15 protein-coding genes are annotated in these 13,699 nt (G+C 42.0%); 1 reads left to right on the forward strand and 14 read right to left on the reverse strand.

Going from position 1 to position 13,699, the window contains the following annotated elements:
- Positions 1–28: 28 nt before the first annotated feature.
- From H7F25_RS15730 to prfA, 8 genes are all read right to left on the reverse strand, one after another.
- Positions 29–487 (reverse strand): low molecular weight protein arginine phosphatase, encoded by a 459-nt coding sequence (locus tag H7F25_RS15730; RefSeq protein WP_024423734.1) that lies wholly within the window; start codon positions 485–487, stop codon positions 29–31.
- A gap of 63 nt (positions 488–550) precedes the next feature.
- Positions 551–1,105, reverse strand: coding sequence for a manganese efflux pump MntP (locus H7F25_RS15735; RefSeq protein ID WP_024423735.1), 555 nt, complete (start codon positions 1,103–1,105; stop codon positions 551–553).
- Between the two features lie 60 nt (positions 1,106–1,165).
- A complete protein-coding gene (locus tag H7F25_RS15740; protein WP_185853906.1) occupies positions 1,166–2,218 on the reverse strand; it encodes an L-threonylcarbamoyladenylate synthase in 1,053 nt (350 codons plus the stop codon).
- Between the two features lie 161 nt (positions 2,219–2,379).
- Entirely contained in the window at positions 2,380–2,823 is a 444-nt protein-coding gene (locus tag H7F25_RS15745; protein WP_044330897.1) for a GNAT family N-acetyltransferase, read from the reverse strand.
- Positions 2,824–2,886: 63 nt separating this feature from the next.
- Positions 2,887–3,540, reverse strand: a complete 654-nt coding sequence (gene spoIIR, locus H7F25_RS15750) for a stage II sporulation protein R (protein WP_225315514.1) — start codon at positions 3,538–3,540, stop codon at positions 2,887–2,889.
- Positions 3,541–3,662: 122 nt separating this feature from the next.
- Entirely contained in the window at positions 3,663–4,142 is a 480-nt protein-coding gene (locus tag H7F25_RS15755; protein ID WP_024423739.1) for a hypothetical protein, read from the reverse strand.
- Positions 4,143–4,283: 141 nt separating this feature from the next.
- Positions 4,284–5,168 carry a peptide chain release factor N(5)-glutamine methyltransferase gene (prmC, locus tag H7F25_RS15760; RefSeq protein WP_185853907.1) on the reverse strand — a complete coding sequence of 295 codons (885 nt, stop codon included), beginning with the start codon at positions 5,166–5,168 and terminating at the stop codon, positions 4,284–4,286.
- The gene (gene prfA / locus H7F25_RS15765) at positions 5,158–6,225 is read right to left on the reverse strand and encodes a peptide chain release factor 1 (protein ID WP_024423741.1); all 1,068 of its coding nucleotides are present in this window, start codon (positions 6,223–6,225) and stop codon (positions 5,158–5,160) included. The genes prmC and prfA overlap by 11 nt, the downstream gene beginning before the upstream one ends.
- A 210-nt stretch (positions 6,226–6,435) precedes the next feature.
- Between prfA and racA the strand changes: the two genes are divergently transcribed.
- Positions 6,436–6,984, forward strand: a complete 549-nt coding sequence (racA, locus tag H7F25_RS15770; protein WP_171464756.1) for a chromosome-anchoring protein RacA — start codon at positions 6,436–6,438, stop codon at positions 6,982–6,984.
- Positions 6,985–7,019: 35 nt separating this feature from the next.
- Here racA and H7F25_RS15775 read toward each other — a convergent pair whose 3' ends face one another.
- The 6 genes from H7F25_RS15775 to glpX all read right to left on the reverse strand — a co-directional run bounded on the left by H7F25_RS15775 (position 7,020) and on the right by glpX (position 13,684).
- Positions 7,020–7,976 (reverse strand): AEC family transporter, encoded by a 957-nt coding sequence (locus H7F25_RS15775; RefSeq protein WP_024423743.1) that lies wholly within the window; start codon positions 7,974–7,976, stop codon positions 7,020–7,022.
- 90 nt (positions 7,977–8,066) lie between these two features.
- On the reverse strand, positions 8,067–9,767 hold the full coding sequence (malS, locus tag H7F25_RS15780) for an oxaloacetate-decarboxylating malate dehydrogenase (RefSeq protein ID WP_024423744.1): 1,701 nt from the start codon (positions 9,765–9,767) through the stop codon (positions 8,067–8,069).
- Positions 9,768–10,046: 279 nt separating this feature from the next.
- Positions 10,047–10,649: a thymidine kinase gene (locus tag H7F25_RS15785; protein ID WP_024423745.1), complete on the reverse strand. Its 603-nt coding sequence runs from the start codon at positions 10,647–10,649 to the stop codon at positions 10,047–10,049.
- Positions 10,650–10,736: 87 nt separating this feature from the next.
- Positions 10,737–10,937, reverse strand: a complete 201-nt coding sequence (gene rpmE / locus H7F25_RS15790; RefSeq protein ID WP_003215407.1) for a 50S ribosomal protein L31 — start codon at positions 10,935–10,937, stop codon at positions 10,737–10,739.
- A gap of 132 nt (positions 10,938–11,069) precedes the next feature.
- Complete coding sequence (rho, locus tag H7F25_RS15795; protein ID WP_008354975.1) at positions 11,070–12,353, reverse strand: transcription termination factor Rho; 1,284 nt, start codon at positions 12,351–12,353, stop codon at positions 11,070–11,072.
- Between the two features lie 365 nt (positions 12,354–12,718).
- Complete coding sequence (gene glpX / locus H7F25_RS15800) at positions 12,719–13,684, reverse strand: class II fructose-bisphosphatase (RefSeq protein WP_012011567.1); 966 nt, start codon at positions 13,682–13,684, stop codon at positions 12,719–12,721.
- Positions 13,685–13,699 lie beyond the last annotated feature (15 nt).

Below are 13,699 nucleotides of genomic sequence, written 5' to 3' on the forward strand. Positions count from 1 at the left end.
AAAACCGTTGAGGCAACGGTTTTACAAGTTATCTATTATGATGATCTTTTTTCAGCTTCTCAGCGAGCTGATACAGCAAGGCTTCTAGTTCATCTCGAGTTTCCTGATAAACAGAAAGACTTCCTCCAAACGGATCGGATACATCGCCTTCTGTTCCTGTCGCAAATTCCTTTAAAGTGAAGACCTTACCTTTTGCATGCGCATATTGCTCTGCAATCAACTGTTTATGCTGCATCGTCATCGTGAAGACGTAATGAGCTTCGCGCAGAAGATCCTCTGTCAATTTTGATGATGAGTGATTCAGTGGAATGCTTTTCTCAAATAATGCTTCGATCGCTTGAGGAGAAGCCTTCCCTTCATCGGAGGCAAAAATGCCCGCTGATTTTACAGTGACCTCTAAACCTTTTTCATCTGCAATGGAAGCAAAAAGGGCTTGAGCCATTGGACTTCTGCATGTATTTCCCGTACAAACAAATAAGATTTTCATCTTTCGCCCTCCTTTTCTTCTATTATATAGCATTTCATTCTACATGTTATGTAAGGAGACTGGCTAGAGCGGAAATAATAATTTGATACCAAAGGCTAGTAAAATGATTCCGCCAAGCGCGCCGCTATATGAACCCACCCATGACCGAACCTGTTTACCGAGTAATAATCCGAGCCATGTGAGGAGCATACTAAAAAAACCAAACAATAATATAGTCATCCACACCTGGGAACCGTAAATCCCGAGGCTTAAACCAACGGAAAAGCTGTCTAGGCTTACACTTGTCGCAAAAAGAACAAGACCAGCCCCAACTGGTGCGATAAAGGGCTTATCCTCTTTGCGGATAGAAGCAACAATCATTTGCAGTCCCAGCACCAAAAGCAGCGCCCCGCCAATATAGGTGGCAAGAAGACCGAGCCATCCAGATAAGAGCTGACCTGTCAGCATGCCAAAAAGCGGCATAAACATATGAAATATCCCAATAACAAGTCCAATATAAATGATCTGGCGGAACCTCAGCTGAATCATCCCCATACCAAGTCCAACCGAAAAAGCATCCATCCCAAGTGCAAAAGCCATGATGCTGAGTGTCAGCAATTCGCCAGCTAGTTCGTTCATGTAAATCCCCCTTGGACACACATTCTTCTTTAACCTATGTTTGTCCAAGAAAGGTTAGAACTATTGGAACGAAGGGAGTGTACGCCCTCCTGCGGCTTTTTGCAGACGGTTCATAATGGCAGAACCAACTCCCTCTTCTGAAAAGGCTTCTGAAATGATCAAGTCTACATCTGTTTCATCAAATTGTCTCAGTACACGATAAAGGTTTGCGGCAACCGTTTCAGGTTTTTCTCTCCATCCACAGCTGTACACAACATCTGCCGCAAACAGCGATTTCTTTTCTTCTGTTGTCAGCACTCCGACTTTTAGCCCTTCAGCTTTGTATTTCTGTATGTGACGCTGCATGTCTTCATCACTTCCATGAAAGATATACATCTTAGCTTCAGGTGCATAATGTGTGTATTTCATTCCCGGCGATACAGGCGCTTCGTCCTTTTTTGTCAGCCCTGGGTCCACACTCACCGTCCCCACGACCTCTTCTAATGCTTCTTTTGTAATTCCGCCTGGTCTTAAAATCACTGGGGTCTCACCGATACAGGATACAACCGTTGACTCAACGCCAATTCCAGTTGAACCGCCATCCACAATCCCAGCGATTCTCCCTTGGAGATCACTCGCTACATGGTCAGCTTGTGTTGGTGAAGGTTTCCCCGAACGATTGGCACTTGGTGCAGCAATTGGCAGACCAGCTGCTCGGATGAGCTCAAGCGCAATGGGATGATCAGGCATTCTCACACCTACTGTGGATAAATCTGCTGTAACCTGCTTTGATAAAGTGCCCGGCTTACACGGAAGAACAATGGTTAAGGCGCCCGGCCAAAAGGCATCCATCAGCGCCTTCGCTTTTTCACTTTCTATTTGTGCAAATTCGTGAAGCTGCTGAACCTCCGCAATGTGAACAATCAACGGATTATCACTCGGACGCCCTTTCGCTTCATAAATTTTCATAACGGCTTCTGTCTCTTTCGCATTTGCCCCGAGTCCGTAAACGGTCTCTGTCGGGAAAGCAACCACTTCATTTTGCTGCAGCAGATCGGCCGCCTGTTTAATTTGTGGATAGTATGTGGATAAATCCTTTTCTAAATCCACAGACCACCTTTTTGTATTTAACATCATACAAACTCCTTTTAAAAAAGATAAAACTGTTGATATATCTCAATTATCCTTTTGAAAGTATAAAAGATGATGATCAATAAAACAAGCGTTGTCCACAATTTGTGGATAACGCTTGTTTTATAGTGGATAAGTATGTGTATAAGTCCATCATTTTGTGATTAACTGCCTTTTTTTTGCAGGACCACAGCCTGTTCTTTCCCCAATGTCTCTTTCGCATGTGCAGAGCTCCATATGCTTTCTGGAATTTCCTTTAAAGGCGTAAAGCCCATTAATGCCAAAAAATCATGGGAAGAGGAATGGTTTGCGACGACATAAAAAGTATCCACACCCATTTTTTCACCGAGCGTTTGAACACTTTGGAACAAAGAGACAATGTGTCCCTGACCGAGCTTATCAGATATGACAAGAGACCGCAGCAATCCCTCTTGTTCATTGAGCTGTTCAAGACCTAAGCAGCCTGCCAGCTGACCATCCGCATCTTCCATCACTACAAATGCCGTTCGCTCCGCAAGTGTTACTCCGCCTTTTGCTTGTCCCTTTTCAAGAAAAGCATTGATCGCCGGGACATCTTCTTCTGTGGCTATTCTTAATTGATAATACATGCTTTCACCTCTTTTTGATCTCTTACTTCAACTCTATGAGGCAAAAACCGATTTATACCTTTTTTAAGAGAAAAGACTAGAGACCCATTCGAACAAAAAGAACTTTACTTCACCTGTCTCTTCTTCCTCTTCTTTCACCACTTCATTAACAGACTCTTTCGTTTGCTTCGCTGTCACTTGTTTATCATCATCCCCTTCTGGTGAGGCGATGGCTTCTCCGTTTGAAAAATCGATAAAGCAGAGCGGTGGAAATAACACACACCACCAGTTGGCACCGTCTCCTTCTCCAAGCGTAATTAAAATGGCTTCATATTTCCCAGCAGGGTAGACGAAATTTCCATAGAGCTTTGTTGGAAATGAAGCTTTTTGAAAACTGACCGATACGGATTGATCAATGTGCTGTTCCTTCAATTTCGCTTTAGCAATACGATTGATTTCTGGCAGCTTTGATCGAATGACACGTCTTGCTTCTTCAATGGATGTGAGGTCTTTCACCCACTCCGTCATATTCGCATTGACCTCGTCACGAATACTTCTTTTCACATCCTGATCCGCTGAACGATCACTATTTGCTAAAATGCGTAATCGAATCGCCTCATCTGGTATGACAACAGGCTGATTTGCAGAAGCAGCGGCTGTCTCCTCCTTGCCAAGGTTTGCAAAAGCACCGCATAATAATAGAAACATATAAAGACAAATCATCGTTTTATTTTTCAACATTGTGTGTTCCCCCCACTTTTTCTCTTCGCTACAAACATTGTGTCCAGGAAACTCATTTCATAAACAGTCAATATGAATTTTTTAATAGATTATGAGTCAAAACAAAAAAGCCGTTCTCATTAAGAACGACTTTTGAGTGAGGATTGGTAGTCAGAAGGATATAGTCTCCCATCCCAATCTCGACTGATTTTTAAACCAGATTCTGTTTTGATGACAGTCATGGCTCCTTTTTTCTCGATTTCTTTTTTGACTTTTCCTTTTTGATCGATAAATTGGATCACCATTTCATAGTTAAATTCAATTCTGTCATCGCTTTCATCTGAAGGCGTAAACATAATTTTCTTCAGCTTAATTTGACAATCTTGATCCTTCGCCGCTTCTAATATGCTCGGGAACATGCTGTCTTGTGTATATTCTTGATATTCATGTTCGGTTAAATAAACCTTCAGCTTCTCTTTCATGTCAGATAGGTCATCCGTTCGATTCACTGTGTATTGTGCTTTTTTATAGCTTTCTCCAAATGCTGCTGCCTCTTTTTTAAAGCTCGGTTTACCACAAGCACTCACAATCAATAGTACACTGACGATGACCAACACCATCGCATACCTTTTGTTCACACCATTCGCTCCTTCAAAACAAATTTATGTAAAAAATCATGATCAGAATGTTCATTCTTCTATATATACGTTTCTCTTTTACCATAAGTTTCATCTTTACATAATAAAATAGTCCGGCTTTCTTCAGCCGGACTTTCCGTTTTGAATGTGTGCGCAAACAGCTCGATCTTTTCCGTTAATATCTTTGACGATACAGACATCCGCTTTAGGAAATGCCTGCTCAAGTAGCGCTGTGACATCTTGACCTTGCGTATGTCCAATTTCAAAGACAACAACTGCTTGATCACTCAGCACGCTGGGAAGATCATGAACGAGACGCTGATAAAACCACAAGCCATCGCGTCCGTCCGTCAGCGCATTCACCGGCTCATGCTTCGTCACAACCTCAGACAGACTGTCCATTTCTTCCGCCGCAATATAAGGTGGATTGGAAATAAATACATCTACTTTAATGCCTTGAGCTATAACCGGTTCAAGCAAATCTCCATGTAAAAAATGAACGTCTGCACCGAGCGCTTGTTGATTGCGTTTTGCTACCGCAAGCGCTTCTTGTGAGATATCAGTTGCTGTGACAGATAGTGATTTTTTTTCAAGAGCCAGCGTAATCGCAATGGCTCCGCTTCCTGTGCCAACGTCAACTGCTTTGAGCGGCTGATCGGGCGGGAAAACGTCACCTACCAAATTGAGCGCCGCCAGAACAACTTCTTCCGTTTCAGGACGAGGAATAAGAACATGCTTGTTCACCTCGAAAGGACGTCCGTAAAAGAATTCAATACCCGTTAAATGCTGAACAGGAACACCCGACTTATGCTGTGTCACAAATTTGCTGAACAGTTGATCTTGCTCCTCAGGCAGCGCATCATGAAATCGTGCAAGAAGCTCACTTCTGCTCCAGCCGAGCACATGCATCAAAAGAAGCTCTGCTGCATTTTGGTCTCTGCCAGCTTTCGTTAACAAAGAAGAAGCCCATTTAAGGGCTTCGAAGATTGTTCGCTCTTTATTTTGCATCTTGAAGCTTTCTTGCTTGGTCTTCCATAATTAGTGCATCAATGACCTCGTCAAGTTTTCCTTCTAAAATTTGATCAAGCTTTTGAATCGTCAATCCGATGCGGTGGTCTGTTACACGGTTTTGCGGGAAGTTGTACGTACGGATACGCTCTGAACGATCCCCTGTTCCAACCGCAGATTTACGTGTTTGATCATATTCAGCCTGTGCTTCACGCTGGAATTTATCATAAATTCTCGCACGCAGTACTTTCATGGCTTTTTCTTTGTTTTTAATTTGTGATTTCTCATCCTGACAGGACACAACAACACCTGTTGGAAGGTGAGTTAATCGAACAGCAGACATGGTCGTATTGACACTTTGTCCGCCAGGTCCGCTTGATGCAAATGTATCCACACGGATATCTTTTTCATGGATATCAATTTCAACTTCCTCAGCCTCAGGTAATACAGCGACTGTCGCAGTAGATGTATGGATCCGTCCGCCTGATTCTGTTTCTGGAACACGCTGCACGCGGTGTGCACCATTTTCAAACTTTAGTTTGGAGTATGCGCCTTTCCCGCTGATCATAAAGATGATTTCTTTATAACCGCCTGTGCCAGTGACACTCGCTTCCATCACTTCCGTTTTCCAGCCTTGCATTTCAGCATAACGGCTGTACATACGGTAAAGGTTTCCTGCAAAAAGAGCAGCTTCTTCTCCACCCGCTGCACCACGAACCTCCACAATAACGTTCTTATCGTCATTCGGATCTTTCGGGATCAGCAAGATTTTCAGCTCGTCTTCTAAACGTTCCGTTTCTTCTGTGAGCTCTGAAATTTCTTCTTTGACCATGTCGCGCATCTCGGCATCCAGCTTCTCTTCGAGCATTGCTTTTGCATCATTCAGCTGATCGTATGCCGCACGATATTGTCTATATACCTCAACAGTTTCTTGAATATCGGATTGTTCTTTCGAATATTCACGAAGCTTCTTAGGGTCGTTCACCACTTCAGGGTCACTTAAATATTCATTTAGCTTTTCATAGCGTTCTTCAATTGATTTTAAACGGTCTAACATGGTCTTCACCTCTGTTTTGTGCGTAACAGTCTAATTATAGTATAGCGGGGTATGACAGTCAAAAAAATTTCCAAAACAATTGATTTTCTGCAATTTTTCGCTAGAAAACACGATCTTTGGCGATTGGTTACTTGTTTTGTCTAACGTGAAGGAACAGGAACTCTTAAAAGAGAATGGTACTTGTAATTGAAAAAAGGGAGGGCATTTGGTTTGAATACAAATGAGGTTGCAAAGGAAATTGGTGTTTCTTCAAAGACGATTCAGCGTTGGGTCAAACAGCTCAACATCCCTGTCGCCCGGAATGAACTTGGACATTATGAATTTCATGAAGATATTGTACAGCTGCTCAAAGAGGTCAAACACCAAATGAGTGAAGGTGTGATTCTCCAAGATATTCAACTGCCAATCCATAAGGAAACCGTTCGTCAATCAGCACCTGCCGCCGAAGCTGATATCTCTATACAGCGGATTGAAACATTAGAAAAACAAGTAAAAGCGCTCATTCAGCAGCAATTACACGTCACTGATGTAGAAGACCGCCTGCAAGAGCTTGAACGGAAATTGGCTAAAAAGGCAGATGAAGGTGTATCGTATCAGCTGCTTCAGCACCGCAGAGAAATTGAAGAATTATCCACAAAATTTGACCGCCTCGCCGCAGCCTTGAAACAACCGTCACAAGTAGAAGAAAAAAAGGAAATCGCACACCCCAACATCAAAAAAAAGCGTGTACTCTTCCCTCTGTTTCATTCATTTCGCTAAGAAAGGCTGCCTCGTTTGGCAGCCTTTCTACTATATTATACGGTAAGTGCAATAATGATCGGTAATGTGATGAGTGACATGATGGCACTGATCACAAATGCGGATGCAGTTTCCGCCTCTTGTTTTTCAAATCGTGTTGCGATCATTGCTGCAACAGCTGAACCTGGGAAGGCTACAAGTAATACAGCTTTTGTAATTTCATCAGCCGAAAGACCCATAAGAACAGCAATAAAATACATAAGTAATGGTTGTACAGCTACTTTTAGCAATGCAATACTGAAGGCTGGCAAGCTTAATTTAATTTTGCGGATACCAACAGTGACACCGACTGCGAATAACGCAACCCCTGATGTGACGCTGCCAATTTCCTCTAACATTTCATGTCCGATTGCAGGAAGTTTAAATCCTAAAAGTACAAGAATGATACTGGCTAACGGTGCAAGTGCAAGCGGCTCTGATAAACCGTGCAAAATTGCTTTTGTCGTCATTTTTAGGAAGCTTTCGCCTTCTTTGGCTTTTCCTTTTGTTTTTTCACCGACAGTTGACACAATAATAGCAATTGGATCAAGCAATGCATTTACAACTATTCCGGTAATCGCAATCGGAATTGCAACCTCTTGAGCCCCAAATAAACTGCCCAAGACCGGAATCCCCATAAATGCAAAGGTCGGTTGTGCTGAGTTTAACGAGAAAACAGAAGAATCTGTTAAATCATATTTAAAAGCAAATTTCGTAACTAAAAGGATAATGATATAAAAACCAACGATTCCGAAAATCAATGCAACGAAAAATGGAATTTGACTATAGAATTTATCTTTTGGTGTTGACAGAATACTGGCGATAAAGTGCGCTGGTAAAGCATACTTTGTAACAAGTGTACTTACACCTTTTGCAGATTTAGCGTCATAGCTGCCGAAGTTCCCTGCGAACCAACCCAGCGCGATAACGAAAAAAATCGGTGCTAGGAGGATCAAAATATTTAAAAAGTCCATCTTACTCTTCCTCCTTAAATCCTTTACATGTTTCTTATTTATTGCGGCATTGCTTAGATTACCCGAAGCAATGCCGCGTTACACATTTTATTATGCTCTTACAATTTTTTTATATTCAGGAATCCACATTGCGTCTTTCACAGCTTGTTCGATGTTGTCAGGCGTTTTTCTTGCGACACCATCTTCAATTGCTGCTTTCGCTACTTCAACAGCTACATGAATTGACACTTCTTGCAATTTATCAATACTTGGAAGAAGACCAGCACCTGGTTTCTCATGATCAACCATTTCAGCAATTGCATTCGCAGAAGCAACGAACATGCCTTTTGTGATGATTTTTGATTCTGTTACGATTGAACCAAGACCAAGTCCAGGGAAAACGAACGCATTGTTTGATTGTCCGATTTCATGTTCAATTCCGTTATACTCAACGTTTTCGAACGGGCTTCCTGTTGCAACAAGCGCACGGCCGTCAGTCCATTTGAATAGATCCTCTGGCACAGCTTCAGCAAGCGGTGTTGGGTTAGACATTGGCATGATCACTGGACGTTCTGTATGAGCTGCCATTTCTTTAATGATTTCTTCAGTGAATGCGCCGCCTTGACCTGATGTACCGATAAGGATGGTCGGCTTCACCCTGCGAACAGTTTCAGCAAATGAGATTTGCCCTTTTTCATCGCGTGCCCAACCTTCTACTTCATCAGAAGTACGCAGGTATGGTTTTTGGAAATCAAGCACTTCATCTTCAAATTGATCTGTGAGCAATCCTCTGTAGTCTAATGTCCAGAATGCATTGTTTGCTTCTTCTTCTGTTAGACCTTCAAGAACCATTGTGTCACGCATTTGGTCTGCGATTCCAATACCAGCTGATCCAGCTCCGAAGATGACAACACGGTGATCTTTCAATTGAGTACCAGTTTTCTTGACAGCTGCAAGAACACCCGCTAAAGTAATGGCACCAGTACCTTGAATATCATCGTTGAACGTTAAGATGTTATCGTTGTATTTTTTCATGATGTTACGCGCATTTTTGTTTCCAAGGTCTTCCCAGTGAAGCAATGCTTTCGGGAAGAATTTAAGTGCTGCTTTCACATAAGCATCAATGAATTCTTCGTATTTTTCACCTTGTACACGTTTATGATGGTTCCCAATGTATAATGGATCATTCAATAATTTTTCATTGTTTGTTCCAACATCTAATACAACTGGAATCACGCGGCTAGGATCAATACCTGCTGCAGCCGTGTAAACAGCTAATTTACCGATTGCGATGTTGATACCACCAACACCCCAGTCACCAATTCCAAGAATACTCTCAGAGTCAGTTGCAACGATGAGGTCAATATCTCCAGCAGTTGCGTGCAAGTTTTCAAATGCTTTCTCGATTCCGTCAATGTCGTCGATTGAAAGATAGACACCATGAGGTCTTCTGTATTCATGGCTGTATTCTTGAATCGCTTCACCAACAGTTGGTGTGTACACAACTGGAAGCATTTCACGAAGCTTTTCTGTTAGAAGCTTGTAGAACAATACTTCGTTACGGTTTTGCAAATCACTTAAGTATACGTTTTGACGAAGACGATCCGGCTGAGCTAGAAACTGCTTGTACGCTCTTTCCGCTTGCTGTTCTAAAGTTAGAACCGTTGGAGGAAGTAAGCCTTCTAGTCCAAGCTCTTGTCTTTCTTCTTCAGAGAAAGCAACGCCTTTGTTCAACGTTGGAATCGATAATACATCTTTACCTGTCAAAGTGGTTTCGAGGTACCCTTCTTTTGTTTTCTTCACGTTGTTCATCAAAAACTACCCTCTTTCTAAAATATAAATAAAGTGAACTATTAATCCAAAGAACGATTAAGGAGAAAAATCCTTAATCAAAAAAATTATGACAAGAAATCGAACTTTTCGTTTAAATGCTTTACACTACAGTTAGTCATTTTATGCCTGCTTATGACAAAACGCAAGCGTTGAAAATTAGATAATTTAATCGTAGTGTTATTTAATTTATTTAAGTACAAATGATGGGTGTTCAGCCAAAATCTCGAAAAACGAAACACAGCGGCATTTGCTATTTTTTTATTTGTCAAGTGTTGTACCAACATCAAGTCTTGGTACTTCATGGTGATGTCTGCATCGTGCTTCGTATGATTCCTGCGCACCTACTAAAATAATAGGATCATCATAGGATGCGGGTTTACCGTCGATCAAGCGTTGTGTTCTACTCGCTGGGGAGCCGCATACCGAACAAACTGCTTGAAGTTTTGTTACAAGCTCTGCACATGCCATTAAATGCGGAACAACACCAAATGGCTCTCCTCTGAAGTCTTGATCCAGGCCTGCAACAATGACTCGATAGCCTTGGTCAGCCAATTGAGTGACAATGTCAATGATTGTCTCATCAAAAAATTGCACCTCATCAATGCCAATGACATCGGTTCTTTCTGATATGTGCGTTATTATGTCTTTTGGTGAGGCTACTGCAATCCCATCTAATGATGAACCGTTATGTGACACAACTGAGCTTGTACTATATCGGTTATCAATCGCTGGTTTGAATATTTTTACTTCTTGTTTGGCAAAGGTGGCCCTTTTGGCTCTCCGAATCAATTCTTCCGACTTTCCAGAAAACATACTGCCGCAGATGACTTCAAGCCAACCGCTTTGTTTCATCACATACATAAGGTCTTCTCCCCCGTTTTAAAGTTCCATCAATCCACGTAAAAAAACAGGCAAGAACGGATTCCTGCCTGTTTATTGTATCTATTATTACTTAAGACCGTATTTTTTGTTAAAGCGGTCAACACGTCCATCAGCAGAAGCGAATTTTTGACGGCCTGTATAGAAAGGATGGCACTCAGAGCAAATCTCGATGCGTACCTCTTCTTTTACTGATCCAGTTTCAAACTCATTTCCACAAGCGCATTTGACTGTAGCTTTTTTGTAGTTAGGATGAATTCCTGTTTTCATCTACTGTCATCTCCTTCCGCCCTGAATCCAATTCGGAAACAGAGTTAATATCTCAGAAATAAATTCTGAAACGCACATGATAAAATTATAACAGTGTGAGTCTATGATTGCAAATGTATTTTTTCAGAGAAGCTATCTTCTTGATGCAGACATATTGGCTTGTTTCCATTCTTGCGTTAAAATATCGAAAAATTCTTGGTTTGTCTTTGTTTTTCTCATTTTGCGCATGAACTTCTCAGCGAAGTCAGGTGTATCTGACATCGATTTTCTCATCGCCCATAAACGATCAAGATGCTCTTTTGGCACAAGCAGTTCTTCTTTTCTCGTACCAGAACGGCGAATGTCGATCGCAGGGAAAATTCTTCTTTCGGCCAAAGAACGGTCCAAATGAAGCTCCATGTTCCCAGTTCCTTTAAACTCTTCATAAATTACGTCATCCATACGTGATCCTGTATCAACAAGTGCAGTGGCTAAAATCGTCAAGCTTCCGCCTTCTTCAATGTTACGCGCAGCACCAAAGAAGCGTTTTGGGCGATGGAAAGCCGCAGGATCAATACCGCCTGAAAGCGTTCGGCCGCTTGGCGGAATCACAAGGTTGTATGCACGAGCAAGCCTTGTGATGCTGTCCATTAAGATGATGACATCCTTTTTATGTTCAACAAGACGCATCGCACGCTCTAAGACAAGCTCTGCTACTTTAATGTGGTTTTCCGGTACTTCGTCAAAGGTTGAACTAACAACATCCCCTGCAACAGAACGTTCGATATCTGTTACTTCTTCTGGGCGTTCGTCAATCAAAAGGACAATCAGCTCTGCCTCTGGGTGATTTTCAGAAATGCTGTTGGCAATTTCTTTAAGCAAAATGGTTTTCCCAGCCTTAGGCGGTGCAACGATTAAACCACGCTGTCCAAATCCAACTGGCGCCATCATGTCCATAATTCTAGTAGACAGGTGATTAGGCTGTGTTTCAAGAATCATCTGACGGTCAGGAAATAGCGGTGTGAGTGCAGGAAAGTGAACACGTTCCTTTGCTGATTCTGGGTCGTCCCCATTTACCGCTTCTACATGAAGGAGGCCATAGTAGCGTTCATTCTCTTTTGGAGGTCGTACCTTTCCAGACACTTTATCTCCATTTCGTAAATCAAAGCGTCTGATTTGTGAAGCTGAAATATAAATGTCTTCAGAACTTGGGGAGTAGTTAATCGGTCTTAAGAAACCAAATCCCTCAGACTGAATAATTTCAAGAACCCCTTCCATAAATAAGAGATCCTCTTGCTCAGCGTTCGCCTTTAAGATGGCAAAAATTAATTCTTTTTTTGTTAGTTTGCTGTAATAAGAGATTTTGTATCGTTTTGCTAACTCATACAGCTCTTTTAATTTCATATTTTCCAAAGATGAAATCGATACATCTTTCAATATGGACACCACACTTTTCTAGTCAATGTATTTCTTTACAAATGCATGACCATTGTATTTGATTAGCTTTTAATTCCGTTGTTGTTGGAATGACCTCGCTCTGATGGTAACGCTCCCACTCGTTTTATCGTGAAAGATAGGAACAATGTGAAATAGAGCTTTGTCAACATAGAGAAGGATAATGAGTATATCGTCATGATGCGGCAGTATTTAAACTTGTTGAAGCTTAAAAGAAGTAAATTCGCAGAAAATTTCGCAGCACTCTTTAGTTTTACCTCATTTGCAGAGAATATTCAACTTTTAAAAGAAAATGATATACATTTGACACCTATATGAAAAGCGGGTAATGAATACCCGCTTTCAGATTACGGACGAATGACAAGATTCGGTTTTTTCTTTAAGCTGTGTCTGCCGTCTACGAAACGAACCGTACCTGATTTCGCCCGCATGACAACACTATGTGTTGTTCCAACAGAGCCTTTGAATTGAACACCTTTAAGTAATTCTCCGTCCGTTACACCTGTCGCTGCAAAAATGGCGTCATCTCCTTTTACGAGATCTTCCATTCTGAGGACTTTCCCAACATCCAGCCCCATTTTCTCACAGCGTCTTAGTTCTTCCTCACTTTGAGGAAGAAGCTTACCATGAATTTCACCACCAAGTGCCTTTAACGCTACAGCAGAAAGGACACCCTCAGGCGCTCCGCCTGAACCAAATAGAATATCAACACCTGTGTGATCAAATGCTGTATTAATGGCTCCTGCAACGTCACCATCGTCGATCAGTTTAATTCTTGCTCCTGCTTCTCTCAGTTCAGCAATAATTTTCTCATGTCGATCTCTGTTTAAAATCGTTGCAACCACATCTTCAATATCTTTGTTTTTTGCTTTTGCAACAGCGCGAAGATTATCAATGACAGGCGCTTCAATGTCGATGCAGCCTACCGCTTCTGGACCTACTGCGATCTTATCCATGTACATATCAGGTGCATTCAGCAGGTTGCCATGATCTGCAACTGCAATGACAGCTAAGGCATTCCAGCCGCCGCTTGCCACAATGTTTGTTCCTTCTAATGGATCAACAGCGACATCCACGCGAGGTCCATATCCGTTCCCAAGCTTTTCCCCAATATAAAGCATTGGTGCTTCGTCCATTTCTCCTTCGCCAATGACCACTGTTCCCTTCATCGGAATGGTGTCAAATACATCACGCATTGCACTTGTTGCAGCATCATCCGCTTCGTCTTTTAATCCTCTTCCCATCCAACGGGCAGATTTTAATGCAGCTGCTTCTGTCACCCGTACTAGTTCCATCGATAAACTTCTTTCCATTTTTGTCCAAATCTC

Origin of the sequence: Bacillus sp. PAMC28571, from assembly GCF_014250435.1 — a bacterium.
Classification (GTDB): domain Bacteria; phylum Bacillota; class Bacilli; order Bacillales; family Bacillaceae; genus Bacillus; species Bacillus safensis.